The sequence below is a fragment of the Gluconobacter potus genome, from assembly GCF_015244705.1.
Taxonomy (GTDB): Bacteria; Pseudomonadota; Alphaproteobacteria; order Acetobacterales; family Acetobacteraceae; genus Gluconobacter; species Gluconobacter potus.
Map to the genome: position 1 here is coordinate 789,624 of NZ_JABCQF010000001.1, position 26,149 is coordinate 815,772.

The window sequence follows — 26,149 nt, forward strand, 5'->3', positions numbered from 1 at the left end:
TGCTGTTCCCTAATCTTGCTGTTCTGGTCGGCGATCAGTGGTTGCCGGTATCGGCGGGCGAGGACGGGTCGTTCTGCTGCTGCGGTGCGTCGGAACTCTGCTGTCCGTTGCGGTGACGGCGGTGCTGACCGGCGGTCTGCTGTTCGGCTTCCGAGGTCTGCTTCGCTGCCGAAGAGGTGTCGGGGATCGAGATCTTCTGCCCCGGACGCAGATGGCTGACACCGTCTGTCACGACGCGGTCACCGTCGTTCAGGCCTTTCTGGATCACGGCATTCGTGCTGTCGGTTGCCCCCACGGTGACGGGAACGACTTCCACGGTCATGTCGGATTTCACGCGGTAGACGAAGCGCCCGTCCGGACCGGTCTGCAAGGCATTGCCGGGGACGAGCAGGGCATCATGCAGCGTCGTGACCAGCAGATGCGGGTTGACGAACTGGTTCGGGAAGAGGTGCTCGTCCTCGTTGGCAAAAATGCCACGCATCCGGACCGTTCCGGTCGAGGTATCGATCTGGCTGTCGAGGGCCTTCACGGTGCCCGTGGCGAGTTTCTGGGTGTTGTCGCTGTTCCAGGCTTCAACCGTCAGTTCGCCGGATTCCCGCAGATGGGTCGCGACTTCGCCAAGCTGGTTCTGCGGGACCGTGAAAATCACGGAGATCGGCTGCATCTGTGTCAGGATCGTCAGGCCGCCGGACTGACCTGCGGTGACATAGTTGCCTACGTCGAGCACGCGGATACCGACACGGCCATCGACCGGCGCGATGATGTGGCAGTACATCACGTTCAGTTCGGCGTTGCGGACATTGGCGCGATCATATTCGACCTGTCCTTCGAGCTGCTGTACCGTGAATTCCTGATCCCGGGCCGTCATCGCCGAGGTCGAGTTCTGTTTGATCAGGCGCTGGTAGCGGGCATTGTCCACGCGGGCCTTTTCAAGCTGCGCGATATCGGCTGCAAGCGTGCCACGATACTGCGCGAGCGTGGCCTCGTAGGGACGCGGATCGATCAGTTCGAGCTCGTCTCCCTTATGGACGTGCTGGCCTTCCTGATAATAGACGGCGGCGATATGGCCGTTGACGCGCGGCGTGATCGTTACGTTGGTGACGGGGACGACCGTGCCGATTTCCTGGAAAATGACAGGCATGTCGCCGATATGGGCACTTGCGACGGCGACGGGCTGTACGCTTCCGTCGGCGGCTGCCCCGCGGGCATGCTTGTGTGTCGCCCCATGGGGGCGGAAGATCGCGAACAGGATCAGGAGAGCGACCAGAAGGACAATTCCCCACAGGATCCAGCGCCGACGGGAACGGGCTGGTGAGGGAGAGGACTGGGCTGTGCTGTTCGTAAGGCGGTCGCTGGAGCCGGCCGTCTGCTGATCCATGGTGGTTCTGTCTTTCCCGTATACCAGAGCGCAGGGCTCTCAGGCGGCGATGCTGTGTGTTTTCATACCTATACGGCAGGAAACCAGCGCCTGCCATGACACGACCTTAAATCCTGTTCAGTTTTGACAACGAAAATCAAAAACCGGGCAAAATGATACGGTTCGTTACTTTTCCCCGGGGCTTGTCTCTTCTGCGCTCAGGGATCATATCGGACTGGAACCGGATGCTCCCGTCGTGCGTTTGAATGCAGACACAGGTCTATCCGGACAGAGGAGAACAAGATGGCTGATACAACTGAGACGAAGGCCGAGGGCCTCCTGGATGAAGCCAAAGGCAAGGTCAAGGACGGTTTAGGCGGTCTGACGGGCGATGCGAAGCTTCAGGCTGAGGGCAAGTTCGACCAGCTTTCCGGCATGGCGCAGCAGGACTTCGCTGACCTGTACGACGAGGGTGAAACCAAGCTCGAAGCCGCGACGGCATTCGTTCAGGATCGTCCCTTGATCTCGCTGGTGATTGCGACGGTCGTCGGAATGATCGTGGGCGGACTGATGTTCGGTCGCAAAAGCTCCTGAGGGAGCAAGAGGCGCTTCGACCACAGCGGCGTCTTTGTGCTAGAAGCCTCCCGGAGTAATCCGGGAGGCTTTTTGCATGGAATGGTTTTACGAGAATAACGGGCAGCAGGCCGGTCCCGTCTCCCGTGAAGAAATTCTGCGTCTGATCATGCAGCAGCGCATCAGACCTGAGACGCTTGTCTGGACGTCGGAATTCGGAGACGTCTGGAAGCCGGCCAGCGCGGCGGGGCTGGTGTCTCCGCTCACGGGGCTGCTGCGCATGTCGGCCGGGATCTCGGAGCACTGGGCCTGGGTTCTGCTGGTCGGGCCGTGGCTAATCCAGCGCCTGGCGCTTCTCGTCCTGGACTGGCGGCAGATCCCCGACAGCGAGCGGATGGGGACATTCTCCATCGTCGGAATGATGTCGCTGGCCCTGTTCTTTACAGCCTTCATGCTGGACCGGAACTCCATCCGTGAAAGTGGACAGACCCCGCCGGGCTTCTGGTGGTGGCTGTTCCTGCCCGGATATTTCTGGCGGCGCCGGCAGATTGTCGGGCGCGGACTGTCGCTCCTGATCGTCAGTCTTGTGCTGCTGGCGGCCAATGTGACGGAAAAAATCTATCAGTTGCCCCAGATCGAAACCGAGCTTCAGACCCGGCAGGGACAGCTGAATCAGCCCGCTCCCTCAACCCCGCCGGCCTCGGGTCAGGACAACGAACAGGAAGAACTCTGACGGTGGTGGGAAAGAGTCTTTCCCACCACACTTGACAGATTAAACTTAGAGAACATGCATTTTTGGGCTTCCCTTTCGAGTCGCTATGATTCAAAACCGATTCGGTCACCTGATTTCGGGGTGTCTGTCGGGGAGAATGCTCAGAAATGCCGGATTACGCCCTGGAAGCTGCCCACGGGGGGCTGGTCGTCGGGATCGACGAAGTTGGGCGTGGTCCTCTGGCAGGGCCGGTAGTGGCTTCTGCCGTAGCATTCATGGCTCCCCCCTCAGAAACCCTGTCTTCCCTCCTTGATGATTCCAAGAAACTGACGGTGCGTCGCCGGATGCTGGCCTATGAGGCCCTCATGGCCGATGAGCAGACGCTGATCGGTATCGGTGCCGCCTCGGTCGCGGAAATCGAGCGGATCAACATCGCCCAGGCCTGCTATCTGGCCATGCGGCGCGCTCTGTCCCGTCTGGGGTGCACTCCCGATCTGGCGCTTGTGGACGGCAAACATGCCCCGAAGCTGCCATGCCCCATAAAAATGGTGATTGGCGGGGACGGGATCAGCCTGTCCATCGCCGCAGCCTCCATCATCGCAAAAGTGACGCGGGACCGCCTGATGGCGCGTCTGGCCGTGCGGCATGATGCTTATGGGTGGGAGCGCAACGCCGGTTACGGCACGGCCGCGCATATGCATGGACTGAAGCTCCGGGGGGTGACACCCCATCACAGGCGCGGGTTCGCGCCGATACGAAACATGATTGAAGCAGAGGCACACGCAGCATGAGCGGTGAATTTCCCGTCGACCAGATCCTGCGTGGAGAGTGCATTGAGACGATGAAGACGCTGCCCGATGGGAGCGTGGACTGCATTTTCGCTGACCCACCGTACAACCTTCAGCTGCGCGGTGAGCTGCGTCGTCCGGACGAAACCGTCGTGGACGGGGTGGACGATGACTGGGACAAGTTCGCGGATTACGCGACCTACGACAATTTTACGCGCGAATGGCTGAGTGAAGCGCGCCGTATCCTGCACAAGGACGGCACGATCTGGGTTATCGGGTCGTATCACAACGTCTTCCGGCTGGGCGCGATCATGCAGGATCTGGGCTTCTGGATCCTGAACGACATCGTCTGGCGCAAGTCCAATCCGATGCCGAATTTCCGCGGGCGTCGCTTTACCAACGCGCATGAGACGCTGATCTGGGCGGCGCGCGGTCCGCAAAGCAAGTACCGGTTCAACTATCAGGCCATGAAGGCCCTGAACGACGATCTTCAGATGCGTTCGGACTGGTACCTGCCGCTGTGCACGGGCAATGAGCGCCTGAAAAACGAACATGGCCTGAAACTGCATCCGACGCAGAAGCCGGAAAGCCTGCTGCATCGTGTGCTGGTCGCCTCAACCAATGCCAATGATGTGGTGCTCGATCCGTTCTGCGGAAGCGGCACCACCCCGGCGATGGCCAAGCGCCTTGGCCGCCATTACATCGCCATTGAACGCCACCCGGACTACGTCAAAGCTGCCCGGGAACGCGTGGCGCGTGAAGAGCGTCTGACTTCCGAGCAGCTTGCAACGACCCCCGCCAAGCGCGAAATGCCGCGCATTCCGTTTGGCAGCTTCGTGGAAACCGGTGTCCTTCCGGCCGGGACGCTGCTGTATGACCGGCAGAAGCGGCTGAAAGCAACCGTCACGCCCGATGGTACGCTCGTATCGGGCAATCAGCGCGGCTCGATCCACAAGCTGGGGGCAATGCTGACCAATGCACCGTCCTGCAATGGCTGGACGTTCTGGTATTTCGAGCGGGACGGCCAGTACGTCCAGATCGATGTGCTGCGTCAGGAAAGCCAGGCGCTCCGCAACGTCGGCTGACGCCCGGGGCAGTGCTCATAAAAAAGCCGGAGATCAGTCTCCGGCTTTTTTCGTGTCTGGTGCAGAAATATCAGTGGCCTGCAAAACCAAGGAAGCCGACTGACGGGTCCGATTTTCCGCCGCTCGTATCGAAATGCGGCGACGCTGCGACGAGAGAGCGTTTCGGGGTGACGGATTTGCCGCCGATCGTAAGATGGCCGCTGCCGTTCTTCATCTCGACGCCCTCGTCAGAGACGCTGTTCTCGATCTTGCCATCCGGGTTGTAGGTCCGCATCGACAGGAGCAGGAACATGATGTCCTTGCGGTTCAGGTCGATGGCCATGTCCAGCGGCGTCTGGTCCAGAACGTTGTGACCGCCCATGTCGGCACCGCGGTTGAGGGCTTCTTTCGCAGCATTGAGCGAACCGCGGTTGATGGCATCGAACAGGGCGGTGGTCGGGTTCACGTCCGAACGGGCATGACCGGCATCGTCATCGGATGCTTCTGCTCCGGGCAGGGCGGAAGGTGGCGCGGCGCGCTGGGCGGCCTTGCGGGCCTCGGCCTTCTTCTGGGCGGCTTCGGCTTCCTGTTCAGCCTCGGCGTCGTCGGCATCCTGAGCCTGGGCGTGATGCCAGGGTACGAGAATCGTCGGCGTCATTGCCAGAGCGGCAATGAGCAGCAGGCGGGGCAGGGTGGGGAGCAGTCGCATGATGCCAATATACTGTGATCGATCGTCCTGTGCGAGTCTGCAGATGCCTCTCAGGCGTGCCGGAATGTGACATTTTTTCAATGACCTTCCCGCCACCAGCCGATTGCGAGGAAAATCAGCGCCGCAAGCAGGGCCGCCCAGGCGGGAACGAGGTCTTTCGTGCGCGTCTCACCCGCGACGGCGGCGGTTGTAACGGGAAGGCCCATCCAGTCCGATCCGCTCATGGCGTTACCGGCCGAGACCTGTCGCAGATGGGGTGTCTGATCCGCAATCCATGAGACAGTTCCGCCAGAAGCCTTGGCTGCGCCGTCCATGAGGGTCGCGGTGGCGCGCAGGTCCTGCCGCTCGATCGGGTCATGAGAAACCGGGCTGGCGAAGGCGACGAGACCATCCTGCCGGACGCTCCAGATTCCGGGCATCGTGGCAGGGGCCGTAGCGTGCCAGACGCCATTCGTCCGGGTCAGTGTCAGGGGTTGGCGCTTTCCGTCCGGGGCGGTGACGAAGGCTTCCGGCGAAACGGGCTGGCCGGCGGCATGACGTTCGATTTCAAGCTGGCCGCTCTCGATCCGGGCCGTGAGGCGGTTTTCCTCAAGGTCTGGTTCCTTCATCAGCCAATGCGACAGGCGGCGCAGAAGTTCGGCCTGCGGTCCGCCGCCACCCTCACCACGCGACCAGAGCCAGAGCTGGTCCGACAACAGCATGGCCACGCGCCCGCGATCCACACGGTCCAGCAGGAGAAGCGGCGCGCCATCGGGACCGTGCATCAGGTCTTCGCCGTGTGACTGGTCCGGATGAAGGGCGCGATACCAGGGGCCCCAGTCTTCCGTCAGGCCCGCAGTCACAGGATGGGTCTTGCCGAGATCGGTCAGGGAAGGGCGGAAGGCGCGGGTGACGATTCCGTCCGTGCTGACATGCGCGGGGAGAACCTGTGCGAGGCTTGTGTCCTGAAGCGTGCCGTCCTGCGTGAATTCAGGTCCGGCGGTCACCAGCAGGCCGCCGCCATTGCGCACGTAATCGGCGATGTTGGTCAGGTACTCGTCAGGTAGAATGTTGCTGTTGCGAAAGCCGTCCAGAATGATGAGGTCGAAGCTGCGGATCTTTTCCTGAAACAGTTCGCGGATGGGAAACGGGATCAGCGCCAGATCGGACAGCGGCGTGCCGTCATCGGTGTTGGGAGAGCGCAGGATGGTGAAGTGCACGAGATCGACGGATGGATCGGCCTTCAGCAGCCGGCGCCAGACGCGCTCGCCCTGATTGGGTACGCCTGAGACCAGCAGCACGCGCAGCCGGTCCCGAACGCCACGGATACGGACGACTTCACTGTTGTTCTCGGTGGACGCTTCCCCGGCCAGAGAGGACACGGACAGCCCAACCAGCGTCTCGCCGGGATGCTGGACGGGGAGCGTGATGTCCTGCGGCGTGCCGGTCTGGATAGGACGTGTCTGCGGCGGGGCGTCGCCGGAGCGGATCGTGAGAATGGCATCCGAAGCGCTGGCCGCTCCCAGATCGTCCACCTGAACGCGGATCGTGGCGTTCTGGCCGACGATCGCATAGGGCGGCGTGCTCAGGATGCGCAGGCGCCGGTCCTGTTCCTCGCCATGTGCCGTCAGCAGAAGATGCAGGGGAAGCGTCTGGCCGTTTGCGCCATGAAAGCGGGGCGGCAGATGGGGTGGTACGTCATGATCCATGCCATCGGTCACGACAATGGCGCCCGCAAAACGGCCCTGCGGCAGATCGGCATGGTCCAGCGCCTCGAACAGGCGTGTTCCGTGACCGGTCCCGCCCGGCACATCGACGCGATGCAGCGTCAGGCCAGGAAGATGGGCCGCGTCCTGCATGATCTGTTCGGCGGCATGGTCCGCGATGGCAGTCCGGTGCCCGACCTGCATGGAGGCCGAGCGGTCCACGACCAGAAGCGCATCCTGCGGCACGGGTCGTAGCACCGGATGCAGCGAGCGCGGTCCGGACAGCCAGCCCAGAAGAGCCAGCACAGCCAGTGCCCGCCAAAGCATGCCGCGTGCGCCACGGATGGCACCGTAGACTGCGCCCGCAACGGTCAGGATTGCCAGCGTTGCCAGAAGCCAGATCGGCAGCATGGGAGAAAGGTCGAACATCATGGTGCGTCCTCCTCGTCAACGCTGTCGGGGCTGGTTGCGGCGGCCCCATTGTCAGGTGTGCCGAGGCGGCGGAGCATTTCCGGGTATTGCGCCTGATCGTTCTTGTAGTTTCCGGTCAGGGCATACAGCACCATGTTCATGCCGAAACGATAGGCCTGCGTCCGCTGGTCCTCGCCATCGGGAATGACGGCGAAGGGATGGTTGCCCGAACCATCCACGGCCCAGGCATGCGCCCAGTCGCCATTGCCGATGATGACCGGGCTGACATCATCATTCGCCTCATCGCCATTACGCGCGACATAGACCGGCTGCCCGGCAACGCGGCCGGGGAAGCCGCTGTGTAGCAGATAGAACGTGTGAGCCAGAACGTGCTTTTCCGTCAGCTTGGCAAGCGGCGGCACGACGAGACCATCAGTCACGCGCTGCAACGCGGCGCGGGCTGCGGAACTGGTTCCGGAATCCGTATCGGTCCCCGCGCCCTGCTCGTCGATCAGCAGGATGCCGCCATGATCCATGAAGGCATTGAGGGCTTTCGTGCGCTCGGGATCGGGCTGGGCGTCGGGTGTGACCGGCCAGTACAGGAGCGGATAGAACGCCAAATCGTCCTTACCCGGAACGACGCCATCCGGATGGCCGAGCGTTGCGGAACTGCGCGCCGTTGTAAAGTCGGAGAGGCCTTGAAGCCCTTCGCGGGAGACGGTGTCGATATCGTCATGACCGGTGATGACATAGGCCAGCCGTGTATCAAGCGCAGCCTGTGGCACAGTTGTCGGCAAGGGCGGCATCTGCGTCGGGGTCTGGGCATGAGCCACGGGCAGGATCAGCAGACAGGCCACGCCCAGAGCGCCCAGCAGCCCGCAACGCCGCAGGGACAGGATCAGGTCCAGCAGCAGAAGCAGCAGGCCCGCTGTCATCAGCGCGGGACCAAGCGGACGGTCTGCAGGGGCGCCATCCGGTGTAATGCGGGACCCAAGCAGGGGTTCTTCCTTCATTGCGGGCGCAGAGTCGGAAAGGTTCAGGGCATGCGTTCCATGGGCCGGACCATAAAGTCCGGCGGGATGGGTGACGGAGACAGGCGTATGCGCCAGATCCGAGACGCGGATGGAGCGTGCGGCCTGTGGGGGCATGATGAGCCCACCGTCACTTCCGACAATCCGCCAGGGTGCAAGTTCCGAAGGCCCACCGCCCGCAACGCCGGCCGAACGCTCGATCAGGCGCTCCAGCATGTCGGGGAACAGCCCTGACAGCGGCACATTGGACCAGTCCGGCGAGGCCGTGACATGGAACAGAACGATCTCGCCATTGCCTTCCGCCCGTGCGGTCACGAGAGGCGTGCCGTCACTCAGGGCCGCCCAGACATGATCCGTGAGGCCCGTTTCAGGCTTGGCCAGAACCTGCCGGGAGACAGTGACATCGGGCGGGATCGTCAGGTCGGAAAACGGCGAGGTCTCGGGGAAGGGCGCCAGTGTCTGCGGCTTGCCCCAGGACATGGGACCGCCGAGCTGCCGCATGCCACTCATGAGATGGACGGGCAGGAGCGCGTCTGATGTTGCGTCGGACGCGGCACCCTGCTCGGCGGCGAGGCCGGGACCGGCAAAGCGCACGAGCATACCACCATGACGGACCCAGTTCAGGACACGGCTGCGCGTCTGATCGCCGGAAAGCGCGCCATCCGTCGCGATCAGGACAGACAGGGGCGCACCCAGCAGCGCCGTCGCATCCCCGCTATGCAGGTCCGAAATCGGCTGCAAGGCGCGGTTCAGGAAGAACGCCGAGCCGACAAGCGGTGTGGCATCGCCAGGCGTCTGGAGGATGCCTACGGGACGGCGGTGATCAGCCTGTCCCATCAGATGCACGGCAGCGGGGCCGGTTGCACCTTCCAGCGTCAGATGATCAAGCTGGTTCCGCAGGAGAGGCGGGAGGGAAATGGTCTGATCCTGCCCGGTTCTGACGGGATAGGCGGCGAGCGTTCCACCATTGGCATTGGCAGCATGGAGCGTCACGGTCCGCGTGGGGCAGGACAGTGTGTCCACTCTGGCGTGCAGGGCACCGTCCTGACCCGTAGATGCGGCAAGACGCAGGATATCGCAGCCATTCCAGCGCATGTCCTGCACGGAACGGGCCTTAGCGAGCGCGTCATGCAGGGTAGCATCTCCGTTTGCCGCCAGCCCGTCCGAAAGGATCATCACGCGCTGGCCGGACAGATCCCGGTGCTGGAGCAGGGACGCCAGGGCCTGACGGTCCGTTGGCCAGGGCTGAGGCCTCAGGCGGGAAAGATGTTCGGACAGGGCATGTGCATCATGCGTCGTGAACGCTTCGGGCATCGCACCATCAGGCGCGCGGGCAGCGTGCAGAAGCGTTACGTCCTGACCATTGCGGATCGCAGTTTCGCCAAGGGCCAGAGCCGCGGAAATACGCTCATTCCAGTGCGGAATGGCGGCCCAGCCATCATCAAGCACAAGGGTGAGCGGGCCGTTTCCGGTTTCGGCCTGATGCGGGGTCAGGACAGGCCGGGCCAGTCCAAAAATAACGAGGGCCACGGCGGCCATGCGCAGAAGCAGGAGCCAGAGCGGCGAACGGGCCGCGTCCTCACGCCGCGCCGTCAACCGGTTCAGGATGAGCAGGGACGGAAAGCGCTGATCCTGCGGGGCGGGCGGCGTGGCGCGGACCAGCCACCACAGGGCGGGCAGCGTGAGAAGACCGAGCAGCAGGAATGGGGCGAGAAGAATCATCGGCCGCCTCCCAATGCCATGTGAAGGGCGAGCAGGGCCGGAAGCGGATTCTGCGACGTGTCATGCATGATGCAGTCGGCATGCAGCGAGGCCGCACTCTGCTTCAGGGCCGCAAGATGGGCATTCATGGCCTGTTCATAAGCGGGGCCAAGGCTTTCCATGGCTGGAAGGGTCAGAACGCCGCCTTCCAGCCCTTCGAAACGGATTCGACCGGAGCGTTTCAGTTCCCGTTCCGCAGGATCGAGAACGCAGAGAAGATGCGTTCGCACGGGGCGGCTGGCGCAGGTCTTGAGAAAGGTGTCGATCCGGTCTTCGTCCCACAGGAAATCGCTGATCACGACCAGATCGGACCGGGCGGGAACGAGTGCCATGCGCGGAAATTCGGGTTCGTCCGCATCTGAATGCAGAAGGGAGGCGGCCAGCCGCGGCAGGACCTGCCGGCCAGCCAGTGCGCGTCCCGCCTCAATTCCGGTCAGCAGCCCGGCGCGCTCGCCACCCCGCAGGGATGCGGACGCCAGAGCCAGCGTGCAGAGCTGGGCCCGCTCGGCCTTGGTCGGCAGGGTATCAGACGATCGCCACTGCATGGAGGGCGACGGGTCGCACCACAGCATCAGCGACTGGGCGTTTTCCCGCTCGCGCTCACGGACCCAGAACGTGTCTTCGACCGGAGAGCGGGCAGACTGCCGCCAGTCGATGGACGTTGCGGGCTCGCCGGCGTGATAGGGGCGGAACTGCCAGAAATCCTCACCCGCGCCCGAACGCCTGCGACCGTGAACACCGCTTTGCAGGTTCGCAGCAATCTTTTCGGCTTCAAGAACGAGCGCGGGCAGGGCGAGGCTTTCCGCCTGCACGGTCGGAGCGCTGGAAGCGGCGCCCCGGTTGCGACGGAAGAAACTGCGCAGAGTATCGGACGGACTTTTCACGGCGATCAGAGGAGGGCCTGTGCCTGCTTGCGGATCAGGGCTTCGCGATCCGTCCCCGATGCGCGCGCGCCAAAGCCCAGCCCGATACGATGGGACAGAACCGGACTTGCAAGGGCCACGACGTCATCAAGGCTCGGAGCCAGGCGGCCGTCGAGCAGCGCGCGGGCGCGGGTCGCGATCATCAGGGCCTGTGCCGCACGGGGGCCGGGACCGTAGGACACGGCTTCCCGCACTTCCGGTGAGGCGGACGGATCTTCCGGACGCAGCGAGCGCGTCAGTGTCAGGATCGCATCCACGATCTGGTCACCAACCGGCAGACGGCGGACGAGATTCTGGGCCGCAAGAAGGCTTTCGGCATTCATCAGGGCAGAAGCCGTCGGCGTCGTGACGCCCGTGGTCTGAAGCAGCATCTGACGTTCCGCGTCCCGGCCAGGAAACCCGAGGCTGATCTGAAGCATGAAACGGTCGAGCTGGGCTTCGGGAAGCGGATAGGTGCCTTCCTGCTCGATCGGGTTCTGGGTCGCGAGAACGTGGAAAGGACGCGGAAGGGCATAGTCCTTGCCCCCCTGCGTCACGCGACGTTCCGCCATGGCCTGAAGTAGCGCGGACTGGGTACGGGGGCTGGCACGGTTGATTTCATCAGCAAGAACGAGCTGACCGAAAATCGGGCCGGGTAGGAAGCGGAAGGCGCGACGCCCGTCGGCATCCTGATCGAGGATTTCCGCACCCGTGATATCCGACGGCATCAGGTCGGGCGTGAACTGGATGCGCGTGGCGTCCAGACCCAGCACACGCGACGCCGTATTGACCAGAAGCGTCTTACCCAGACCGGGGGCGCCCATCAGAAGCGCGTGACCACCGGACAGGATCGTGACAAGCACCTGTTCAATGACGCTGTCCTGGCCCAGAACAATGCCGCCGATGGCCTGGCGGACATGACGGAGAACCGGGGCCAGACGGTCGGCTTCAGCCACGTCCGCCTCGCCCTGCAGGGTGCCGGCGGAAACGCCGGAAGAATATTGCTGCTCGCTCATGACGCCAGTCTGACAGGTGTGGGGGTTTCATCAAGGCTCGATTGCACCCAAGTTGGTGTGAGAAGAGAGTTTTTATGCAGTTGGAGGGAAAATTGAGCGATCATCAGTTCCGGCAGGCGGCCCGACCTGACGCCGCCCTGTCTCCAGATCCCCTGATGCCTCCGTCTTCCTTTCCCGGAACGCTTGGTACAGGCCCCCGGCTGCTGCCTTTTCTCATTCAGCGCGACGGCACCTGGCTTTACCGGGGCTCGGCGATCAAACGCAAAGCCATGCTGTGCATGTTCTCTTCGATGCTCACCCGCGATCCCGAAGGAACCTACTGGCTGAAAACGCCGATGGAACAGGGGATCATTCAGGTCGAGGATGTGCCGTTCGTAGCCGTCGAGCTGGACTTCCGCGGTACCTGCGGCCGACAGCAGAATCTCTGTTTCCGCACCAACATGGATGAGTTGATCTGTATCGGCCCCGAACATCCGCTCTCCTGTGACTGGGACCGCCCGTCGGACGAATGTGCCAGCGTACCCTATGTCCATGTCCGTGACGGCGAGGGAGCTTTCCCCATCCTCGCCCGGGTGACACGTGCGGTGCATTACGAACTCGCGGCGCTTGCGGTTCCCGGGCATGTGAGGGGCCAGCCCTGTCTGGGCGTCTGGAGCCAGGACTGTTTCTTCCCGCTTTCGCGCCCTGCATGACGCAGAACTCCGGTCTGCTGAAGCGGCTGCCAGATCGTACGGGACTGGATCGCATCTGGTCGGTCCTGCCTGAGGCTCGCCTCGTCGGCGGATCGGTGCGCGATCTGCTCGCCGGTGTTGCCGTCCATGATCTGGATCTCGCGACTCCGGAACCGCCAGACGATGTGCAGCGCCGGCTGGAAGAAGCCGGCATCCGCGTGCTTCCCACCGGACTGGCGCATGGGACCGTCACGGCCTTGCTGGACAATGTGCCCTATGAAATCACGACCCTGCGTCGGGACGAGGAAACGGACGGGCGCCACGCGATCGTGGCCTGGACGCAGGACTGGGCGGAAGACGCGGCCCGGCGGGATTTTACGATCAACGCCATGTCGCTGGACCGTCACGACCGGCTCCATGATTATTTCGGCGGCCGGGAGGATCTTCAGAACCATCGCGTGCGGTTCGTTGGAGACGCCTCGCGCCGGATCGCGGAAGACGCGCTGAGAGCCCTTCGTTTCTTCCGGTTCGATGCGCGGTACGGGCATGGCGTTCCTGACCGGGAGGCATGTCAGGCCGTCTCGGAGCAGCTTGGACTGATTGGCACGCTCTCGGCTGAACGGGTCGCCTCGGAACTGCTGAGAATTCTGTCTGGTCCGCGCCTGAACGAAACGATCGGGGCAATGGCATCGGTCGGCCTGCTTCAGGTGCTTCTGCCAGAGCCGGACCAGCATTTCCTGAACCGTCTGCTGGCCTGTGAGGCCCCGGTGTCTTCCCTGCTCAGGCTGTTTGCGCTGTGTCACCGGCACAGCCCGGAGCTGGCTGGGCGCCTGAAACTGTCCAACGCGGATGGCGAGAAGATCGAGGTGTGGGCGTCAGCTCAACCGACCTTGCATCTGGAACTGTCCGATGACGACCTGCGTCGTCTGCGGGTGTTGCAGGATCTGGACCGGCTTGTAGAGCGGAGCTGGTTGCTCCAGGCCCGTCTTGTGGGCGCGCCTGACAGCGCGTGGGACCGGTTCCGTTCACGGTTGAAAACCATGCCGCAGCCCGAATTTCCGCTATCGGGTAAGGATGCCATTGCGGAAGGTGTCCGGCCAGGGCCGGGCATGGGTCAATGGCTGAAAACGGGGCGGGACTGGTGGATGGCGCAGGGATGCCTGCCGGACCGGAGCGCGTGTCTGGCCTATCTTGCCACGCAGAAATGAAGCGGCGGTTTCGCCCTTTTCGCAAGGCCTGCTAAACCCCCGATATGACGAAAACGACAGCTCTTGATACGGACAGCCGCGTCCTGATGAAACGCATCTGGCGTGAGGAAATGCGCCAGCATGTGGGACGGATCATCTCCGTCATTGTTCTGACGGTCCTGATGGCAGGGCTGACCGCGCTTTATCCTGCGGTCATCAAGCGCGCCGTGGACATGTTCGCGGCGCATGATTCCCGGATCCTCTATCAGGTGCCGGCTCTGGTCGTGATCGTGACTGGACTGAAAGCCGCGTCCCAGTACGGGCAGACGATCGCCGTGCAGGGACTGGTTCTGGCCGTAATCCGCGGGTTGCAGTCGCGCATGTTCGCCCATGCGCTTCAGGCGGACGTCTCGACCATCGAAAAGGACGCCCCCGCCAAATGGGCCGCCCGCTTCACCACGGATGCCATTTCGATCCGCGAGGCCATGATCCGTGTGGTCAACGCGCTCGGTGATGCGGTGACGGTGGTGGGGCTCGTCATTTCCATGATCGTCACGGACTGGGAACTGAGCCTGATTGCGCTTGTGCTCTACCCGGTCGCGGCCGTACCCATCCAGAAGCTGGGCAAGAAAGTGCGTCGGGCCTCGGGCGGCATGCAGGAGCAGATCGGCGAGACTTCGGCCCTGCTCAACGAAAGTTTTGCTCTGGCCCGGCAGGTCCGCATCTACCGGATGGAAGAGCGGGAAAGCACGCGCGTCGATCACTCGCTTGATCTGCTGCATTCGGCCTTCCTGCGGATTGCCAAAGGGCGCGCGCGCGTCGATCCGGTTCTGGAGGTTCTGGGCGGTGCCGCTGTGGCTGCCGTGCTGGGCTTTGCGGGCTGGCGCGCGGCCCAGGGTGGTGCGACACTGGGGGACTTTACCGCCTTTATTGCCGCTCTCCTGACTGCCGCCCGGCCGATCCGCGCGCTGGGTTCACTCAATACGGCTCTTCAGGAAGGGCTGGCCGGTCTGTCGCGGGTTTTTGCCGTGATCGATGAACCCCCGGCTGTTGTGGAACGCCCGAACGCGAAACCCCTGCCGTCCGGAAAAGGACATCTGGCGTTCCAGCAGGCCAGCTACCGTTACGAGGATGGGAGGGTTGGTCTGCAGAACCTGACCTTCGAGGTTCAGCCTGGGAAAACCGTCGCGCTCGTAGGGCCGAGCGGCGCCGGAAAATCCACGGCGCTTTCCCTGATCCCGCGTCTGCATGATGTCAGCGCGGGCAATATCCGTCTTGAAGGGATGGATCTGCGGGATCTGACCCTGTCTTCCCTTCGGGACGCCATCGCGTATGTCAGTCAGGATACGACCCTGTTCGACATGTCCGTGCTTGAAAATATCTGGATCGGGCGGCCTTCCGCATCACGCAGCGAGGTCGAAAAGGCCTGCGCCATGGCGGCGGTCGATTTCCTCGATAACCTGCCGGCGGGTTTGGAAACACGCGTCGGGCCGGGTGGACGCCGACTGTCCGGTGGTCAGCGTCAGCGCGTGGCTCTGGCCCGCGCCCTGCTTCGTAACCCACGCATCCTGCTTCTGGATGAAGCGACGAGTGCGCTTGATTCCGAAAGCGAGGCGCGGGTGCAGAATGCACTGGCAAACCTGCGTTCAGGCCGTACGACAGTGATCGTCGCGCACCGGCTTTCCACCGTGCAGGCTGCCGATCTGATCGTTGTGATGGATCAGGGCGCCGTCGCCGAAGCCGGCACCCATGCCGAACTTCTCCGCAAGGATGGCCTTTATGCGCGGCTGGTGCGGACCCAGTCTCTGGCAGCAGCCTGAAAAAGCGCTGCCAGTTCAGGAATCAGATCGGCATAGAGAGCTTTCTTGAAGCCCAGATTGCGGTTCAGAACCGCCTGCGGCTCGACCCACTCCCAGGCGTCGAATTCGGGCGGGTCCTGAAGGTCCAGACGGATATCGGAATCCTGTCCCTCGTAACCCATCACGAACCATTTCTGGGTCTGCCCCCGAAAACGTCCTCCCAGGGCCTTTCCGATCAGGTCGGACGGCAGATCATAGGAAAGCCAGCCACTCCGTTCGGCCAGAATTCGCGCGTTCTGGGTTCCGATTTCTTCTCCCATTTCGCGCAGGGCAGCAACCTGTGGTGTCTCACCTTCATCAATGCCGCCCTGTGGGCACTGCCAGACGTCTCCCGGAAGGTCTGTGCGCCGGGCGATGAACAGCTTGCCGTCACGGTTGAAGAGCGCAATTCCTACATTCGGGCGGTAGGGAAGGGTCATGGGGTCGGTCATAGGGGCGCTACCGGATTGGAAGGTGAAAGATTGGCGGCCTGATCGTTGCTGATGCCGCTATCCGCAAAAGCTGATGGCGGTACAACGACGAAGTTCTGCGCGGCCGGACCTTTAAGCCAGTTTGCGAGACGGTCGATCATGACAGGCGTGATCGGCCCGACCATCAGCAGGATCTTTGCCGGCTTTCCATCCTGAGGCAGCAGTGCGGCCAGACGGCTGTCCAGAGTGGCGGCGTCGGTATCCCCGTCGATCCAGGCAGTGGCCGTCATCCCGCGCGTGCGACGGCCATCCTGCGCGGAGCCTGCCAGATAGAGCAGGCCCTTGTTGCTGATGGCACTGGCAATCGGGGAAAAATCGGGCGAAGTCGCATAGCCGCCGCCCGGCTGATCGTCCCCGTTTTCAGACGCATCCGTCAGTCCTTCCGCGCCTGCGGCACGGGAGAGACACCATTCCAGTTCGCGCTGATCGTCAGCAGCGGAGTTTCCATATCCCAGCGCGTGTGGGCCTTCATCGACCCGTTCGGGATGGGCGCTCTGCATGGGAAGAGTGACATAGACTTCCCTGTGGCTGGCATGAGCCCGCGCAATAATGTCGCTGATATTGCTGACATAAGGCGAAATCCCAACCGCCACAGGCGCGGGAATACGCGAAAGAACGTCGTAGGTCAGGGCGTCGGAATAGCCAAATCCCTGCAGCACGATTGCAATGGCAGTTTTGTCGGTCGGCAGGGGCGCCGATGCTTGTGGAGAAGGGGAAGCGGCAGAGGACACAACCGGGGGCAAAGCCTGTTGTGTCACAGCGGTCGAAGATCCCGCTGGTGAAGGCGGGATAGCCTTGGCGGGAATGGTGGTGGTCGCCGTCGGTAAGGCCATGTCAGCCGGCTTTGCCGGAACCGGCACGGCGAGTGCCTGCGCTCCAGCGGCTACCACGGTTGTCTCTTTTGGTGCCTGAGTGGAAACAATCGAAGAATTGGCCGGGGAAGTGGGCTGCGCAGGCAGAGGCGGTTTGGACTGCGGAGTGACCTTAGCGAGAACAACGGGTTTCTGCTGGTGCAACAGAAACGCCGCCGCCCCGGCTCCACCGGCCAGAAGAACGGCCCAGAACGCGATCAGAAGGCGTCCAATAACGGGAAGTCGTTGCCAGAGCCCTGGTCGGCTGGAGGCGGGACGGTTCTGCACGATCCGGGATGTCCTTGTCAGTGGTGGGCTTCAGGCGGTTTGGGGGCGGTCGGAGTAGCAGCCTTGACCTCTGTTGCCGGCGCGGTGGCCGGAGCCGGGTTTGACAGGCCTGCCATGGCGTTGATGACCTTGATCGCCTGCTGAAGCTGGAAGTCGGTTGCAGGCTTCGTGGCATCGAACGCGGGCCAGCTGGCATCCGGCATCTTCGGAATGGATTTCGCGATTGGCGGAATATCGGTGCGCGGCGTTTCGTTCGTCCGGTTGCCGCCGATATTCGTTAGGATGTGGGACAGGTCGGCCTCACGATAACCATAGGCATCGTCATCCTTCGTCTCGGCAACGGGGATATCAGGCGTAATGCCAAGTCCCTGAATGGAGCGGCCGGACGGTGTGTAATAACGCGCTGTCGTCAGACGCACGGCACCCTGGTCGCCGATGGGGATGAGAGTCTGGACCGAGCCTTTGCCGAAGGTCTTTTCGCCAAGAATAATGGCGCGGTGATGATCCTTCAGGGCGCCAGCCACGATTTCACTGGCCGAAGCCGAGCCGCCATTCGTCAGGACGACGATCGGCAGGCCATTGGTGATGTCCGTACCCTTGGCATCCCAGCGCTGGTTGTTCTCGGCATGACGCCCACGGATCGAGACGATTTCACCGTCCTTGATGAAGTCGTCCGAAACGGCAATGGCCTGATCGAGCTTGCCGCCCGGATTGGAGCGCAGGTCAAGGATGATGCCGGTCAGCTTGCCGCCCGGCGCCTTGGTGGCCTGTGCTTTCAGCTTGTCAAAGGCGGCATGCATGGCGCTTTCGAGATCGTCATCGAACTCGGTCAGGCGGATATAGCCCGTGCTGCCATACAGCGCAGACTTCACGATCTGGACGTGCACGATCTCACGCGTCATGTCGAAAGTGAGGGTCTTGCCGGTCTTGGGGCGCACGATCGTCAGGCTGATTTTCGTCCCCGGATCACCACGCATCTTGCGGACGGCCTGATCGAGTGTCAGGTCATCGATGCTCTTGTGGTCCACCATCGTGATGAAATCGCCGGGCTGGATACCCGCGCGCGCGGCCGGGGTTCCGTCGATCGGGGAAACGACACGGACATGGCCCGACTCACCCTGCACCTGAAGACCCAGACCGCCGAACTTGCCGGAGATCTCCGTCTGCATGTCGTGGAACTGGGCCGCCGTCATGTAGGACGAATGGGGATCGAGATTGCCCACCATCCCATCAAGCGCGTTATTGATCAGGTCCTTGTCGGAGACGGGGTGGACATATTCTGCCTTCACCACGTCCATGACCGTTCCCAGCAGCGTCAGCAGACGGACGGTTTCCGCGCTGTTGTCATGGGAGATTTCACGGGCGAGGGCTGCACCCGGAAAGTCGCCGGAGCCAGCAAGACGCAGGGCTCCCGGTCCGACGGCCAGTCCGGCCAGAAAGGCGGTGCCCAGCAACAGGCCACTGCGAAACTTCATGTGATCTCCATCCTCGGGAACGAAGGAACGTACTGACCGTCGTCGCCTCGGAGGCAGACTAGGCCGGTTCGGGTTGCCAAATTATTAAGAAACGATCCTACAAGGTCAGACGCGCTCGGCAAACCGGATCAGAGGAAAGGAGCGGGGCTGACAACCTGCGTACCATGCCGGAGCTGGACAAAAAGCATTCCGTCGGAAGCAGGCATCTGGCCCAGTGTGGCAGCTTTCCTGATGCTTTGGCCACCCGAAACATTCAGCTGTCCCAGTCCGGAAAGCACGAAGCGGTAATTCCGTCCGCAGTCGAGGATCAGCATCTGTCCGAAGGAGCGGAAGGGGCCTGCAAATTCGACTCGGCCCGTGCAGGGGGCCTGTACGGGCGCCGAAGAGAGGGCGGCATAGGTGATGCCGGTTGCGGGACCGGCTTCGGTCGTCTGGCCCCAGCGGACGGCAACACGGCCTGAGACGGGGGCGTGACCACTGCCGCTGGAAACGCCCTGTCCGGCCGAAGAGAGCGCCTGGGCCTGCGACCGTGCATGGCGGGCGCGTTCGAGCTGGTGCTGACGGGTCAGGGCGGCGGCTTCCTTTTCCAGCTCGGCGCGGGCCTGGGCTTCCTGCCGGACAAGCGCGTCGATTTCAGCGGACAGATCCGCTGCGGCCTGCATGGCGTCGGCCACGGCCTTGCGAGCCTTCTGGGCGCCCTGATCCGCGACGGCTTCCTGCCGTGCCGCAATTTGGGTCCGGGCTGCGGCCGCATTGCGCTCGCGGGTCTGCTGCGCGAGGAGATCTGCTAGTTCTTTTTGCCGGTTGTCCAGATCAATGCCGATTGCATGCAGTTCGTCTTCGCGCGACTGAAGCGCCTGGGCACGTTGCTGCGTCAGGCGCGAGAAGCCACCGAGGACGGAGAGCGCGGTGACGCTTTCCGACGCTGTTTCCGGAGAGGCCAGCAGTGCGGCATCCGGTGCGATGGACAGGCGTGCTGCGACGGGAAGCAGCGGTTGCAGTGCGGCATTCTGCTGGCGAATATCCGCTTCGACAGCCGTCCGCTTGTCCATCAGTTCCGCAATACTGGCCTTGAGTGCAAGAATGCGGCTCTGGGTCGTATCTACGGCGGACTGGGCCGTGTGGGTCTGGGCCGTGAAGGCGAGAGTGCGTGCACTGTCCTGTTTCGCCTTTGCTTCGGCCTGTGCCGAGGCAATCTGTTTTGCTTTCAGGGCTGCTGCTTCATCCGCCTGCCGTTTTTCCAGCGCCCGTCGCGCGGCCTGGGCGCGGGCAAGGGCTTTCTGGCCCTCGCTGGGCGCGGCGGCCGCCGGTTTTCCCGTATGCTGGAGGTGATGATGAGACGCATGCCGTGCTGTCGCCCAGACAGGCGACAGGAGCAGGGCGAGCGGCAGGAGATATCGCGGATCAGGCGCTTTCAAGCAGGGAGACACCCGTCATCGCGTCAGGCTGTTTCACGCCCATCAGCGCCAGCATGGTCGGTGCCAGATCGGCCAGACGGCCGTCATGGATGGTCTCCCCCTCGGCATGCGCCAGGATGACGGGCACCACGTTGAGCGTGTGGGACGTGTGTGCGCCGCCTGTCACGGGGTCCCGCATGGTTTCGCAGTTGCCATGATCGGCGGTGACGAGCAGAACGCCGCCCGCTTTGACAATGGCTTCATTGATGCGGCCCAGCCCCTGATCGACGGTCTCGCAGGCCTTGATGGCGGCGGACAGGGAGCCGGTATGGCCGACCATGTCCGGATTGGCGAAGTTCAGGACGATCATGTCGAATTTGCCGCTTTCGATGGCGGCAACGGCCTTGTCCGTCAGTTCAGGGGCGGACATCTCGGGCTGCAGATCGTAGGTCGCGACCTTGGGTGAGGGGACCAGAATGCGCTCTTCACCTTCGAACTGGACTTCGCGGCCCCCGTTCAGGAAGTAGGTGACGTGCGGATATTTCTCCGTTTCGGCCATGCGGAGCTGGGTCCGCCCTGCCTTGGCCACCACGTCTCCCAGCAGATTCTCAAGCGGCACTTTGGGGAACAGGATGCTCATGTAAGGTGCCAGATGATCGGAATAGCGCGACATGCCGCAGACGGCTGCGAATTTCACCTTCCGGCCGCTGTCATACTCCGCGAAATCCGGCAGGACGAGGACGTCCAGCAGCTGACGGATCCGGTCTGCACGGAAATTGCAGGCCAGAATGCCGTCCCCGTCCTTCATGCCGGCATAATCGCCCAGAACGGTGGGAAGAACGAATTCGTCTCCCTTGTCGCTGGCGTAGCTGGCCTGAAGGGCCGAGAGAGCGTCCTTCGCGTGGGGGCCTTTTGCGTCCCGGATGGCCTCGACGGCGAGGGCGACGCGCTCCCAGCGGCGATCCCGGTCCATGGCGTAATAACGGCCGCTCAGCGTTGCAATCTGCACGCTGTCAGGCAGGTCCTTCAGGAATTTCCCGATGAAGTCCTCACCCGAGCGCGGCGCCGTATCGCGGCCATCGCTGAAGATGTGAACGGCCACGGGCACACCCGCCGCGCTGACGATTTTTGCCAGTGCGACCACATGGTCCTGATGGGCATGCACACCGCCGGGCGAGATCAGGCCCATGAGGTGGCAGGTTCCGCCAGACGCCTTCAGGGCCGCGATGAACTCCAGCAGAGCGGGGTTCTGTGCCAGGGAGCCGTCCCGGGCGCTGCGGGAGATGCGGGGGAGTTCCTGCATCACGACACGGCCGGCACCGATATTCAGATGTCCGACTTCGGAATTGCCCATCTGCCCGTCCGGCAGGCCGACATCCTCGCCCGAGGTTTTCAGGAAGGCGTGGGGGCTTGTGGCCCAGAGGGTGTCGAAAGTCGGAGTGTTTGCGAGACGGACCGCATTATCGGACTCATCCTCGCGCCAGCCGAAGCCGTCGAGAATGACGAGCATGACGGGGCGGGGTGTTGAGGATGCGGACATGGGATGTCTCCTGCAGGAAAGGAGGAATGGGACTGTTACCCATCATGCCATCATTCCCCACAAATGCGAACGCCCGCCATGAGGGCGGGCGTTGCATTGTGATCGGGGAACAGGCTTCAGAGCTTGTCGATGCCGCTCTTGACCGCATCCTTGGCGTCGCCCGTGGTCTTCTGGACCTTGCCCTTGAGGTTCTGGGCCACGCCTTCGCCTTCAAGTTCCTTGTCGTTCGTCAGATGCCCGACTTCTTCCTTGATCTTGCCGGTCACCTGATTGGCAACGCCCTTGATCTTTTCTTCGATGGAACTCATGACCGGATCCTTCCGTCTTGATGTTGTACAATCCCTAACGGGCGTCTCTGCGTCGGGTTGCGCCAGGACAGTTTAAGATGCGTGACAAAATACGGCCGCGCTTTCATACATCGTCAGAAGACGCCTTTCAGATTTTCCGGAGAACCAGCATGACCCAGAGTTGCGGCCCAAATGGGCAGACCGGCAGTGGCTGCGGTGTTGGCCTGACACCGGAACAGCGGCGTATCCTTCATGAACACGGAACGGAACGTCCCGGCTCCAGCCCCCTCAACGACGAGAAGCGCGCGGGGATTTATGCCTGTGCGGCCTGCGGGCGCCCGCTTTTTGCTTCGGAAATGAAATATGATAGCGGCAGTGGCTGGCCCTCGTTTTTCCAGGCTCTGCCGGATGGCGTCGAAACCACGCAGGACAGCCGCTATGGCATGGTCCGCACCGAAGTCCATTGCGCGAACTGCAAGGGCCATCTGGGGCATGTCTTTCCCGATGGTCCGCCGCCTACGGGACTTCGTTACTGCATGAACGGTCTGGCGCTCGATTTCCGCCCGGCCGAAGGAGAAAAAGCATGAGTCAGGCGCTGCCGCCTATCGTCCTCGACCACCCGCTGGTGCGCCACAAGCTGACCCGTCTGCGTGACCGCAATACCTCCACGGCCGGGTTCCGTCGCCTGACGCGCGAACTCAGCCTGCTGCTGGCTTACGAAGCCACGCGCAATCTGTCGCTGGCGCCGCGGCATATCGAGGCGCCGAGCGGCCCGATGGAAGGCGAGGAACTGGACGGCAAGAAGCTGTGTTTCGTCTCCATCCTACGTGCCGGAAACGGTCTGCTGGATGGCATGCTGGATCTGGTGCCGTCCGCACGTGTCGGCCATATCGGTCTACGCCGCGATCACGAAACGCTGGAAGTCAGCGAATACTACTTCAACATGCCCAGCGATGTTCCGGGACGGACCTGCATTGTGCTCGATCCGATGCTGGCAACAGGGCACTCCGCCGCTGCGGCCATTACCCGCGTGAAGGCGGCTGGCGCCAAGGATCCGGTTTTTGCCTGCCTGCTGGCCGTGCCGGAAGGGATTGCCCATGTGCAGGGACTGCACCCTGATGTGCAGATCGTGACCTGCTCCATCGACAGCCATCTGGACGGACACGGCTATATCGTTCCGGGCCTCGGCGATGCAGGCGACCGTCTGTTCGGTACGCGCTGAGGCTTTGGCACACGCTCTTGTGTGCTGAAACTTCCGCGGTTTTGTGGCGGGTATGGGGGCTCATCCAGAAGGGAGCGTTCCATGCCTGCCTATGCTGTATTCATTCGTGAAAAACTGACTGACCCAGCCGAATTTCAGAAATATTCGGAGGTGGTCGGTGAAACCTTCAAGGGTTTTCCAGCCAAGATCCTCGCGGCTTATGGCAAGCAGGAAAAACTCGAAGGCACCGAGCCTGATGGTGTCGTGATTATCGAGTTTCCGGACGCGGCCTCGGCCCGGGCCTGGTATGAAAGCCCGGCCTACCAGAAGGCCGCCGCGCATCGCTGGAAAGCCGGGCCCTATAACGTTGTTATCGTGGACGGTCTCTGAAGATCAGTCGCGCCGGACGATGTAATGCCGCGCCAGATCAGTCTCGATCTGGTGGGCATGTTCGGTGTCGCGGGCTTCCACCATCACCAGCAGTTCTGCCGTCTGAACGGACGGGGACGCGAACAGGCGGTGATGGGAGACTTCAATGATGTTCCCGCCGTAATTGCCGATACGGGCCGAAATGTCCGCCAGCATGCCCGGACGGTCGGGGATCTGGAAGATCAGACGCAGGATCCGTCCGTCCCGGAGCAGGGAGCGCAGGATCGTATTGGCGAGGATACGGGCGTTGATGTTGCCGCCGGACAGGGGCAACGCAACGCGGCGTCCCTTGAACAGCTCCGGATAGGCCAGAACGGCTGCAAGGCCCGTGGCACCTGCACCTTCACAGACCTGCTTGGCCTTTTCGGCCAGCGTCGTGATGGCGCTTTCGACCTGAAGCTCGCTGACGACGAGGATCTTCGAGATCTTGTTGCGAAAGGCGTTCAGGCAGTGGTCGCCGAGCCTTGTGACGGCGATACCTTCCGCGATGGTCGAGCCGCCCTGCGTCGGGCCGTCTTCCTGCGGGTAGTTGGACAGGGACGCATAGGCCTCGACCTGTACGCCAATGACCTCGACATCCGGGCGAAGTGCGGCCATGACAGTCGCAAATCCACCGATCAGGCCACCGCCGCCCACGGGCACGACAACCGTATCGATGTCCGGAGCATCTTCCAGAAGCTCCAGCGCCGCAGTGCCCTGACCGGCGATGACGGCAGGGTCGTTGAACGGATGGACGAGAACGCGGCCATCCTGCTTCTGGAGTTCGGCAGCGGTCTCGCTGGCCTGTGCGAAATCGTCCCCTGCGAGCACGACATTCGCGCCCCAGGCCTGCGTTGCCGCGACCTTGGTGGCTGGCGTGAAGCGCGGCATGACGATGGTGGCATCAATGCCGAGAAGACTGGCCTGACGGGCCACACCCTGTGCGTGATTGCCTGCCGAGACGGTAATGACGCCGCGCGCCCGCTCTTCCGGCGTCAGGAGGGCCATCTTGTTGGCCGCTCCGCGCTCCTTGAAGGAGCCGATCGCCTGAAGGTTTTCGAGCTTGAGCGTAATTTCCGCGCCTGTCAGCCGGGAAAGGGCCGGGCAGGCGATGGTCGGCGTGCGGACCACCGTGGACGCGATGCGCTCATGGGCGCTCTCGATATCCGCGATGGTCACGGCAGGGGTGGTGGACGTCAGGACGTCAGACATCAGCGATATGTGACCTTGAGGATTTCATAGGTCCGGTCTCCGCCAGGGGCGGGAACGGAAACGGAGTCACCGACATCCTTGCCGATCAGGGCCTTGGCCAGAGGCGAGGAAATCGAGATCAGGCCCTGCTTGATGTCGGCCTCATGAACGCCAACGATCTGGTACAGGGCTTCCTTGTCGGTCTCTTCGTCGACGAGTTCGATATGCGCGCCAAAACGGACGCGCGTTCCGGTCAGCGTCGAAGGGTCGATCACCTCGGCATTGGAGATGATGCCTTCCAGCTCCAGAACGCGGCCTTCGATGAAGGACTGGCGGTCACGGGCGGCGTGGTACTCGGCATTTTCGGACAGGTCACCATGTTCGCGGGCTTCTGCAATGGCACGGATGACGGCCGGGCGGTCAACGCTCTTGAGGGTCCGCAGCTCGTCTTCGAGACGCTGCTGTCCCTTCGCGGTCATGGGGATCTTCTGCACTCTGAAATCCTCGAAAAAGCGTGACTGAAATTATGATGAAGCCAGACAACCTAGGGTTTGCCGGGGTTTTTTGCAAGGTGGGGCGGTATGATGCCTGTGTATGTCAGGCCTGATGCTGTTCCCATAGGCCGGGGTGGCTCATGGGCTGAACTGCGTGAAAGTGCAGGCCCGGCGAGAGGCAGTCTGTGTAAGATCAGGCTTTCTTCTGGCGTTCGCTCAGGACCAGCCAGCCAAAGCAGGCGGCGAGCCCGGCTGCAAAGAAAATGGCCATTTTCACGCTGATGAGAAACCGCTGTCCCATCCCGATATGCACGGACGTCTCATTGGTATCCCACAGGTCGGGAACGCCATGGGCATGGGGATTGTTGCTGTGGATGACGCCATGGGACAGGTAGTGTCGCATCAGTTCATGCGACGAAATCACGCCCTGATGGAAATGATCGAGGATCAGGACGATGACCAGAAACGACAGTCCGGCGGGACCAGCGATGAAATGGTCGCCTGCAAGGCAGCGCTTCAGCAGTCTGAACTGGATGAAGAGGACGCCGATAAAGAAGATCCAGAGCATCGGTGTGGGGAGTGTCAGCCACAGCCCGATCTCGATGGCCGCCAGGGCCGCAACCGCTAGATAGACCATAAGATCGGTCCGAAGCGGAAAACCGCTGATGGCGAGCCTGAGCATTATGATGTCCTGCATGGAGAGGGGAGTTCCGGGACGTCCAGACTATCCGCTCCCTCCTTTGCGCGACAAGTCCGATGACCCCTTCCGGAAAGGCTGTGATCCTCTTTGTGGGGCAGCCGGACCGGAAGGGTGTCGATAG

Annotated in this window: 25 protein-coding genes; 10 read left to right on the top strand and 15 right to left on the bottom strand. The window is 62.6% G+C overall.

Going from position 1 to position 26,149, the window contains the following annotated elements; all coding sequences use genetic code 11:
* Positions 1-34: 34 nt before the first annotated feature.
* Positions 35-1,378, bottom strand: coding sequence for an efflux RND transporter periplasmic adaptor subunit (locus tag HKD31_RS03470; RefSeq protein ID WP_194263612.1), 1,344 nt, complete (start codon positions 1,376-1,378; stop codon positions 35-37).
* A gap of 282 nt (positions 1,379-1,660) precedes the next feature.
* On the opposite strand from HKD31_RS03470, the gene HKD31_RS03475 reads away from it, so the two are divergent.
* The 4 genes from HKD31_RS03475 (at position 1,661) to HKD31_RS03490 (ending at position 4,515) form a co-directional block, all read left to right on the top strand.
* The gene (locus tag HKD31_RS03475) at positions 1,661-1,951 is read left to right on the top strand and encodes a CsbD family protein (RefSeq protein ID WP_194263611.1); all 291 of its coding nucleotides are present in this window, start codon (positions 1,661-1,663) and stop codon (positions 1,949-1,951) included.
* 76 nt (positions 1,952-2,027) lie between these two features.
* A complete protein-coding gene (locus HKD31_RS03480; protein ID WP_062448916.1) occupies positions 2,028-2,663 on the top strand; it encodes a DUF4339 domain-containing protein in 636 nt (211 codons plus the stop codon).
* Positions 2,664-2,809: 146 nt separating this feature from the next.
* On the top strand, positions 2,810-3,433 hold the full coding sequence (locus HKD31_RS03485; protein WP_194263610.1) for a ribonuclease HII: 624 nt from the start codon (positions 2,810-2,812) through the stop codon (positions 3,431-3,433).
* Positions 3,430-4,515: a site-specific DNA-methyltransferase gene (locus HKD31_RS03490; protein WP_011251930.1), complete on the top strand. Its 1,086-nt coding sequence runs from the start codon at positions 3,430-3,432 to the stop codon at positions 4,513-4,515. The genes HKD31_RS03485 and HKD31_RS03490 overlap by 4 nt, the downstream gene beginning before the upstream one ends.
* A gap of 70 nt (positions 4,516-4,585) precedes the next feature.
* Here HKD31_RS03490 and HKD31_RS03495 read toward each other — a convergent pair whose 3' ends face one another.
* The 5 genes from HKD31_RS03495 to HKD31_RS03515 form a co-directional block, all read right to left on the bottom strand.
* Positions 4,586-5,203, bottom strand: coding sequence for an ankyrin repeat domain-containing protein (locus HKD31_RS03495; RefSeq protein WP_194263609.1), 618 nt, complete (start codon positions 5,201-5,203; stop codon positions 4,586-4,588).
* 77 nt (positions 5,204-5,280) lie between these two features.
* Positions 5,281-7,320, bottom strand: coding sequence for a VWA domain-containing protein (locus tag HKD31_RS03500; RefSeq protein ID WP_194263608.1), 2,040 nt, complete (start codon positions 7,318-7,320; stop codon positions 5,281-5,283).
* Positions 7,317-10,052 carry a DUF4159 domain-containing protein gene (locus HKD31_RS03505; RefSeq protein WP_194263607.1) on the bottom strand — a complete coding sequence of 912 codons (2,736 nt, stop codon included), beginning with the start codon at positions 10,050-10,052 and terminating at the stop codon, positions 7,317-7,319. The genes HKD31_RS03500 and HKD31_RS03505 overlap by 4 nt, the downstream gene beginning before the upstream one ends.
* Entirely contained in the window at positions 10,049-10,975 is a 927-nt protein-coding gene (locus tag HKD31_RS03510; protein ID WP_194263606.1) for a DUF58 domain-containing protein, read from the bottom strand. The genes HKD31_RS03505 and HKD31_RS03510 overlap by 4 nt, the downstream gene beginning before the upstream one ends.
* A 5-nt stretch (positions 10,976-10,980) precedes the next feature.
* Positions 10,981-12,009, bottom strand: a complete 1,029-nt coding sequence (locus HKD31_RS03515; protein ID WP_194263605.1) for an AAA family ATPase — start codon at positions 12,007-12,009, stop codon at positions 10,981-10,983.
* Between the two features lie 155 nt (positions 12,010-12,164).
* Here HKD31_RS03515 and HKD31_RS03520 point away from each other — a divergent pair, with 155 nt between their 5' ends.
* The 3 genes from HKD31_RS03520 to HKD31_RS03530 are packed head-to-tail and all read left to right on the top strand — an operon-like array spanning position 12,165 to position 15,687.
* Complete coding sequence (locus HKD31_RS03520; RefSeq protein WP_194264068.1) at positions 12,165-12,701, top strand: DUF1285 domain-containing protein; 537 nt, start codon at positions 12,165-12,167, stop codon at positions 12,699-12,701.
* A complete protein-coding gene (locus tag HKD31_RS03525) occupies positions 12,698-13,888 on the top strand; it encodes a CCA tRNA nucleotidyltransferase (RefSeq protein ID WP_194263604.1) in 1,191 nt (396 codons plus the stop codon). Before HKD31_RS03520 ends, HKD31_RS03525 begins: the two co-directional genes overlap by 4 nt.
* 44 nt (positions 13,889-13,932) lie before the next feature.
* Positions 13,933-15,687, top strand: a complete 1,755-nt coding sequence (locus tag HKD31_RS03530) for an ABC transporter ATP-binding protein (protein WP_194263603.1) — start codon at positions 13,933-13,935, stop codon at positions 15,685-15,687.
* Here the strand turns inward: HKD31_RS03530 and HKD31_RS03535 are convergent.
* The 6 genes from HKD31_RS03535 to HKD31_RS03560 all read right to left on the bottom strand — a co-directional run bounded on the left by HKD31_RS03535 (position 15,645) and on the right by HKD31_RS03560 (position 22,055).
* Positions 15,645-16,157 (bottom strand): RNA pyrophosphohydrolase, encoded by a 513-nt coding sequence (locus tag HKD31_RS03535; RefSeq protein WP_194263602.1) that lies wholly within the window; start codon positions 16,155-16,157, stop codon positions 15,645-15,647. The genes HKD31_RS03530 and HKD31_RS03535 overlap by 43 nt on opposite strands.
* Positions 16,154-17,335: a divergent polysaccharide deacetylase family protein gene (locus tag HKD31_RS03540; RefSeq protein WP_194263601.1), complete on the bottom strand. Its 1,182-nt coding sequence runs from the start codon at positions 17,333-17,335 to the stop codon at positions 16,154-16,156. Before HKD31_RS03540 ends, HKD31_RS03535 begins: the two co-directional genes overlap by 4 nt.
* A gap of 17 nt (positions 17,336-17,352) precedes the next feature.
* A complete protein-coding gene (locus HKD31_RS03545; protein WP_041110810.1) occupies positions 17,353-18,810 on the bottom strand; it encodes a S41 family peptidase in 1,458 nt (485 codons plus the stop codon).
* A gap of 128 nt (positions 18,811-18,938) precedes the next feature.
* Positions 18,939-20,228, bottom strand: coding sequence for a murein hydrolase activator EnvC family protein (locus HKD31_RS03550; protein WP_194263600.1), 1,290 nt, complete (start codon positions 20,226-20,228; stop codon positions 18,939-18,941).
* Positions 20,215-21,747: a 2,3-bisphosphoglycerate-independent phosphoglycerate mutase gene (gpmI, locus tag HKD31_RS03555; RefSeq protein ID WP_194263599.1), complete on the bottom strand. Its 1,533-nt coding sequence runs from the start codon at positions 21,745-21,747 to the stop codon at positions 20,215-20,217. The genes HKD31_RS03550 and gpmI overlap by 14 nt, the downstream gene beginning before the upstream one ends.
* 116 nt (positions 21,748-21,863) lie before the next feature.
* Entirely contained in the window at positions 21,864-22,055 is a 192-nt protein-coding gene (locus tag HKD31_RS03560; RefSeq protein ID WP_194263598.1) for a CsbD family protein, read from the bottom strand.
* A gap of 149 nt (positions 22,056-22,204) precedes the next feature.
* Here HKD31_RS03560 and msrB point away from each other — a divergent pair, with 149 nt between their 5' ends.
* From msrB to HKD31_RS03575, 3 genes are all read left to right on the top strand, one after another.
* A complete protein-coding gene (gene msrB, locus HKD31_RS03565) occupies positions 22,205-22,621 on the top strand; it encodes a peptide-methionine (R)-S-oxide reductase MsrB (protein ID WP_194263597.1) in 417 nt (138 codons plus the stop codon).
* Complete coding sequence (gene upp, locus HKD31_RS03570; RefSeq protein WP_194263596.1) at positions 22,618-23,256, top strand: uracil phosphoribosyltransferase; 639 nt, start codon at positions 22,618-22,620, stop codon at positions 23,254-23,256. The genes msrB and upp overlap by 4 nt, the downstream gene beginning before the upstream one ends.
* Before the next feature lie 81 nt (positions 23,257-23,337).
* Complete coding sequence (locus HKD31_RS03575) at positions 23,338-23,625, top strand: DUF1330 domain-containing protein (protein ID WP_062448882.1); 288 nt, start codon at positions 23,338-23,340, stop codon at positions 23,623-23,625.
* 3 nt (positions 23,626-23,628) lie between these two features.
* Here the strand turns inward: HKD31_RS03575 and HKD31_RS03580 are convergent, their stop codons facing one another.
* From HKD31_RS03580 to HKD31_RS03590, 3 genes are all read right to left on the bottom strand, one after another.
* Positions 23,629-24,855 (bottom strand): threonine ammonia-lyase, encoded by a 1,227-nt coding sequence (locus tag HKD31_RS03580; RefSeq protein WP_172491776.1) that lies wholly within the window; start codon positions 24,853-24,855, stop codon positions 23,629-23,631.
* The gene (gene greA, locus HKD31_RS03585) at positions 24,855-25,328 is read right to left on the bottom strand and encodes a transcription elongation factor GreA (RefSeq protein ID WP_011251910.1); all 474 of its coding nucleotides are present in this window, start codon (positions 25,326-25,328) and stop codon (positions 24,855-24,857) included. The genes HKD31_RS03580 and greA overlap by 1 nt, the downstream gene beginning before the upstream one ends.
* Positions 25,329-25,521: 193 nt before the next feature.
* Positions 25,522-26,025, bottom strand: coding sequence for a hypothetical protein (locus HKD31_RS03590; RefSeq protein ID WP_194263595.1), 504 nt, complete (start codon positions 26,023-26,025; stop codon positions 25,522-25,524).
* Positions 26,026-26,149: the final 124 nt, after the last annotated feature.

What these genes read in the sequence shown, in the direction of transcription:
- HKD31_RS03470 (WP_194263612.1), bottom strand. Translation starts at nt 1,378, where the DNA reads ATGGATCAGCAGACGGCCGGCTCCAGCGACCGCCTTACGAACAGCACA.
- HKD31_RS03475 (WP_194263611.1), top strand. Translation starts at nt 1,661, where the DNA reads ATGGCTGATACAACTGAGACGAAGGCCGAGGGCCTCCTGGATGAAGCC.
- HKD31_RS03480 (WP_062448916.1), top strand. Translation starts at nt 2,028, where the DNA reads ATGGAATGGTTTTACGAGAATAACGGGCAGCAGGCCGGTCCCGTCTCC.
- HKD31_RS03485 (WP_194263610.1), top strand. Translation starts at nt 2,810, where the DNA reads ATGCCGGATTACGCCCTGGAAGCTGCCCACGGGGGGCTGGTCGTCGGG.
- HKD31_RS03490 (WP_011251930.1), top strand. Translation starts at nt 3,430, where the DNA reads ATGAGCGGTGAATTTCCCGTCGACCAGATCCTGCGTGGAGAGTGCATT.
- HKD31_RS03495 (WP_194263609.1), bottom strand. Translation starts at nt 5,203, where the DNA reads ATGCGACTGCTCCCCACCCTGCCCCGCCTGCTGCTCATTGCCGCTCTG.
- HKD31_RS03500 (WP_194263608.1), bottom strand. Translation starts at nt 7,320, where the DNA reads ATGATGTTCGACCTTTCTCCCATGCTGCCGATCTGGCTTCTGGCAACG.
- HKD31_RS03505 (WP_194263607.1), bottom strand. Translation starts at nt 10,052, where the DNA reads ATGATTCTTCTCGCCCCATTCCTGCTGCTCGGTCTTCTCACGCTGCCC.
- HKD31_RS03515 (WP_194263605.1), bottom strand. Translation starts at nt 12,009, where the DNA reads ATGAGCGAGCAGCAATATTCTTCCGGCGTTTCCGCCGGCACCCTGCAG.
- HKD31_RS03520 (WP_194264068.1), top strand. Translation starts at nt 12,165, where the DNA reads ATGCCTCCGTCTTCCTTTCCCGGAACGCTTGGTACAGGCCCCCGGCTG.
- HKD31_RS03525 (WP_194263604.1), top strand. Translation starts at nt 12,698, where the DNA reads ATGACGCAGAACTCCGGTCTGCTGAAGCGGCTGCCAGATCGTACGGGA.
- HKD31_RS03530 (WP_194263603.1), top strand. Translation starts at nt 13,933, where the DNA reads ATGACGAAAACGACAGCTCTTGATACGGACAGCCGCGTCCTGATGAAA.
- HKD31_RS03535 (WP_194263602.1), bottom strand. Translation starts at nt 16,157, where the DNA reads ATGACCGACCCCATGACCCTTCCCTACCGCCCGAATGTAGGAATTGCG.
- HKD31_RS03545 (WP_041110810.1), bottom strand. Translation starts at nt 18,810, where the DNA reads ATGAAGTTTCGCAGTGGCCTGTTGCTGGGCACCGCCTTTCTGGCCGGA.
- gpmI (WP_194263599.1), bottom strand. Translation starts at nt 21,747, where the DNA reads ATGTCCGCATCCTCAACACCCCGCCCCGTCATGCTCGTCATTCTCGAC.
- HKD31_RS03560 (WP_194263598.1), bottom strand. Translation starts at nt 22,055, where the DNA reads ATGAGTTCCATCGAAGAAAAGATCAAGGGCGTTGCCAATCAGGTGACC.
- msrB (WP_194263597.1), top strand. Translation starts at nt 22,205, where the DNA reads ATGACCCAGAGTTGCGGCCCAAATGGGCAGACCGGCAGTGGCTGCGGT.
- upp (WP_194263596.1), top strand. Translation starts at nt 22,618, where the DNA reads ATGAGTCAGGCGCTGCCGCCTATCGTCCTCGACCACCCGCTGGTGCGC.
- HKD31_RS03575 (WP_062448882.1), top strand. Translation starts at nt 23,338, where the DNA reads ATGCCTGCCTATGCTGTATTCATTCGTGAAAAACTGACTGACCCAGCC.
- HKD31_RS03580 (WP_172491776.1), bottom strand. Translation starts at nt 24,855, where the DNA reads ATGTCTGACGTCCTGACGTCCACCACCCCTGCCGTGACCATCGCGGAT.
- HKD31_RS03590 (WP_194263595.1), bottom strand. Translation starts at nt 26,025, where the DNA reads ATGCAGGACATCATAATGCTCAGGCTCGCCATCAGCGGTTTTCCGCTT.